This is a genomic window from Sinorhizobium glycinis (assembly GCF_001651865.1).
Lineage (GTDB): Bacteria > Pseudomonadota > Alphaproteobacteria > Rhizobiales > Rhizobiaceae > Sinorhizobium > Sinorhizobium glycinis.
The window spans coordinates 1-3,650 of sequence record NZ_LPUX01000025.1; the positions used below are offsets into that span (position 1 = coordinate 1).

Genomic DNA, 3,650 nt, shown 5'->3' on the forward strand with positions numbered 1-3,650 from the left:
ATAAAGCGGATCACGAGCAACTTCTGACATGGCCCATGTACGCACATCTTCCTCAGCCGTCGGTTAACTTTACGGTGCCAAGTAGGGGGTTCATCGGGCCCACGAATCTGAGAAGTTGCTTTTACGACAAAGAATTAGCAGAGGGCGCGATGCAAACACACTTATCTCCGCGCAGCTCGAATTTGAAGCCTTCGGCGCTGCTGCTTCGCCACGTCGACGGGGCCATCGGGCTGTTCGACCGGATGGCCGCCTGCTTCGTCGATGGCCGCGATCGCAAGTGCACGGTTCACAGCGTGCGCACGCTGATCGGCCAGCGCGTCGCGGCGATCGCGCTGGCCTAGCAGGATGTCGACGACCACGACACGATGCGCCATGACCCGGTGCTCGCGCCTTTGTCGGAGCGGCTGACGCCGAAGCGGCAGGACTCCGCGGTGCGTGCCGGCAAATCCACTGTGAACCGGCTGGAGCACGGCCGAACCGACCGCGATCACAAGATCGCCCACGCAGGGAACGCGCTGGAAGCGCTGTTCGTGGAACTGATCGAGGCGGGCAAGGAGGCGGGTTCGACCGATTGGGAAATTTTTCAATCGTTCTGCCGATCTCCATTCCGGGTATCATCACTGGTGCGACCATTACCTTCTCTCTCGGCTTCGGTGATTTTATTGCTGCTACATTGGTCGGCGGTGCCGAGGGCGTCATGATCGCCGGCGTGGTCATCAACTTGATGGGCGTCTCATTCGATTGGCCGCTCGGCGCTGCGATCGGCGTCGTTGTTGTGGGCATGGCCCTTGCCCTGATGTCTGTCCTCAATCATCTCGAACACAAGGCAACGGTGCGGCTATGAATCTCACCTTCGGCTCCAAATGGCTGATTCATCCACTTGCCACATTGACCTTGGTCGGCTCGCACACCGTCAAAGGCAACGAAGCCGCCGCTCCAGTGCTGTCGTAAACGATCTTGATCGACCAGGCGTGGATGAGCCCGCTCCAAGGCACGTGCCGTCCGCGTTCCTGGAAGCGGAAGCTCAGTCACTTAGCCAACCGGCCAACTGAGCTCAATGACATCTCCGGTTCGGCAAGGAGGCCCTTCTTTTTCGCCGTGCGGAAAAACGTCTCGCGCGCCGCATTCACATGCATCTCTCCAACAAGGCATTTGCTTAACGCCTGCCAAGTGATGCGGGCGACGAGATCCTCCGCGTCGAGTCGCTTTCGCTCCACGAAGACGATCGCTTGCTCACGGAACAGATTTCCTTCACGAGAGTGCGGCCATTTTGCGCATAGACCAGGTTGTTAAAGGATCCCCGCATCATGACCTCCGCCGTCGGGTCCAAAGAACTGTAACCGGACGCCCCGGTTTTCGGAGCGACTTTCATCTGGGAGGCACATCTTGGGCCTTCAAGATGTCAGCGTCATGTCGAAGGAAAGAGGCTGGCTACTCGACCTGGACTTCGTCGGCCGGAGTTTTTGGACTTATGCGGCCGATGTGCCATTTCCGCCTTGTGGGTCTTGATGGGATTCGAACTAACGGCCATCCTTTGGATGGGCTAACGACTTGAATATACAGCAAGGCTCGATAATTTGAATGCCGAGCCGCAAGGCACTACTTCGCGAACTCACGGTACAGCTCGACCGTCGGTGCGTGCGTATCGATCGTGTCGGCGACCTTGGCGGCCATCGGCAGATTTTTCTTTTCCGCCTCCCATACCGCCCTAAAACGTTCAACCGTCTCGCGCGCCGTGTCGATCACCAGCTTTTCGGAAAGCTCCGCTTTCGCAGCCAGATGCGCCAGCTCGTCCTTCGACAGCGCCGCCATCTTTTTTGTGCGGGAGAAATTGAGCGCCGCCGTATCTTCCCCCTCGATGTAAGGGATAGTCGACAACAAGTCATACGCTGGCGAGAGCGCAGGGGTGCGGCGATCAGGATAGATGAGCGACCAGTTCTTCAGGTGCATGTCGCCATTGCCGATTAGCGTGCTGAAGACTAGACGCCGGATGAATTCCGCCACGTCGGCCGTGCTGGTTTCGATCCCCAGCACGCGGCCGATCATCCGGTAATTGCCCTTATCGTATTTGTGGTCGGGAAAGACGCCGAAGACTTGCGCAAAGTCCTCGATATGCACCGCTCCCTCCGGCGTGCGGTCAAAACGCTTGATCGCCAGCGCCTGCCCGTGCAGTTCACCCACCCCCTGCGGCAGGCCGCTTACGGCGTCGAGATCAACCAGCTGGAGCTCAGGCACGTCCATACCCATCATGCGGGCGATGGTCATCATCGCGAACTCATTCTCGGGCACGCCGCTATATTGCTGAGACGGCAGCTTCACGATCCACGAGCCACCCGTGCCCTCGGCCGGAATGGTCAAGCCGCCGCCCTTTTTGTCGTTCTTAAAGGCCGAGAACTTCAGCTGCACACCTGCCAGCGAAAAGCGCAGCGCGTTCGGCCGCGCTTCGACGATAGCCTGCTCGTCATCCGGAGGCGCGTCATCCCCTTCGGAGGGATGCACCGTCACAGCCCCAGGCAGGTCGCGGCCGAGCATCCAGAGCAGGAAGAATTCACGCGACGGCTTCACACCCGCACGATCAGCGAGGTATTTGCGCAGCGGTCCTTCCGGCAGTAGGTTCGAGAAGAAGGGAGGGACCACCATGTTGTACGGCCTGAACTTCGTGATGAGCGCCCCGAACGGGTCTTTCAGGGACAGGCTAAGCGTCCGCCGCTTTTCGTCTTCGATATAAGCCTCGTTGAACGCGAAGATGGTGCGCCCGTCCTGCAGATTCGTCAGGGTCGAAACCGGTTCCCCATACAGCCTGACATCGAGTACCGTGACCTTAGGCATTATCGTCTTCCTCATCCAGCGCATAGGCCGAGCGAGGGACCGCGTCGTCACGGTCGCGGTGCACCGCGGCGTTGCGTAGGTGTCTTACGGCATGTGCGATCCTGCTCAGTTCCTGACGGGATGGAGGATCAGCCTGCCACCGTTCGAGGCGTGCAGTCGCCTCGTTGAATGTGTCCATCTCCTCGGCCGACAGAGGAAGATGCCGTAAGAGCGCGAGGCTATCTTTGAATGTATCTGCCTCGGAAGCACTACCGAACCCGCCCCTGTGCTGCGCAAACCACCGCTCAAGGCGCCCCACCAGTTTGCGCTGGTCGGATGTCAGGACATCACTCGATGCCGATGCACTATCGAGGATATTGCGGATTGCCGGCATCAGTTTTTTCGGGGCAAGGACTATCTCGAGGTCGAGCGCGCGCGCCACATCCACTAGGCTGCCAAGTCCGGGCTCCATGGTGCCCCGTTCTATCTGAGAAATATGGCTTTGCGTCAGGCCCGATCGTGCGCTCAGCTCGCGCTGGCTCATTTTCTGCGCTTCGCGCGCAGCGCGCAGCTGCTGCGTTATATGCTCCGTTTTATATGCCATATCATTATCCTGTATCGCAGGATGCGAAACATACAGGATAATATATAGAGGATTCTCAGAGCAATGCAATGCCGATATACAAAACCGTATCAAAACGCTGACTTATATGGAATTATATATCAACTTGCAGCTTAGGACTCACAGTTACCCATCAGCTCGGCACCGTAAAGTTAACCGACGGCTGAGGAAGATGTGCGTACATGGGCCATGTCAGAAGTTGCTCGTGATCCGCTTTATC

At 58.2% G+C, this 3,650-nt stretch carries 3 protein-coding genes and 1 pseudogene; 2 read left to right on the forward strand and 2 right to left on the reverse strand.

The annotated features are described in order from the left end of the window. Positions 1-194 precede the first annotated feature (194 nt). A pseudogene (locus AU381_RS27795) lies at positions 195-539 on the forward strand (transposase); the annotation flags it as partial. Positions 540-697: 158 nt separating this feature from the next. Then, a complete protein-coding gene (locus AU381_RS30015) occupies positions 698-844 on the forward strand; it encodes a hypothetical protein (protein ID WP_158499789.1) in 147 nt (48 codons plus the stop codon). 755 nt (positions 845-1,599) lie between these two features. Here AU381_RS30015 and AU381_RS00260 read toward each other — a convergent pair. After that, positions 1,600-2,829 (reverse strand): type II toxin-antitoxin system HipA family toxin, encoded by a 1,230-nt coding sequence (locus tag AU381_RS00260; protein WP_014857525.1) that lies wholly within the window; start codon positions 2,827-2,829, stop codon positions 1,600-1,602. Next, positions 2,822-3,412 (reverse strand): helix-turn-helix domain-containing protein, encoded by a 591-nt coding sequence (locus AU381_RS00265; RefSeq protein WP_014857526.1) that lies wholly within the window; start codon positions 3,410-3,412, stop codon positions 2,822-2,824. Before AU381_RS00265 ends, AU381_RS00260 begins: the two co-directional genes overlap by 8 nt. Positions 3,413-3,650: the final 238 nt, after the last annotated feature.

Bases quoted from the DNA above. Each gene is read 5' to 3' on its own strand.
- AU381_RS00260 (WP_014857525.1), bottom strand. From the start codon at position 2,829: ATGCCTAAGGTCACGGTACTCGATGTCAGGCTGTATGGGGAACCGGTT.
- AU381_RS30015 (WP_158499789.1), top strand. From the start codon at position 698: ATGATCGCCGGCGTGGTCATCAACTTGATGGGCGTCTCATTCGATTGG.
- AU381_RS00265 (WP_014857526.1), bottom strand. From the start codon at position 3,412: ATGGCATATAAAACGGAGCATATAACGCAGCAGCTGCGCGCTGCGCGC.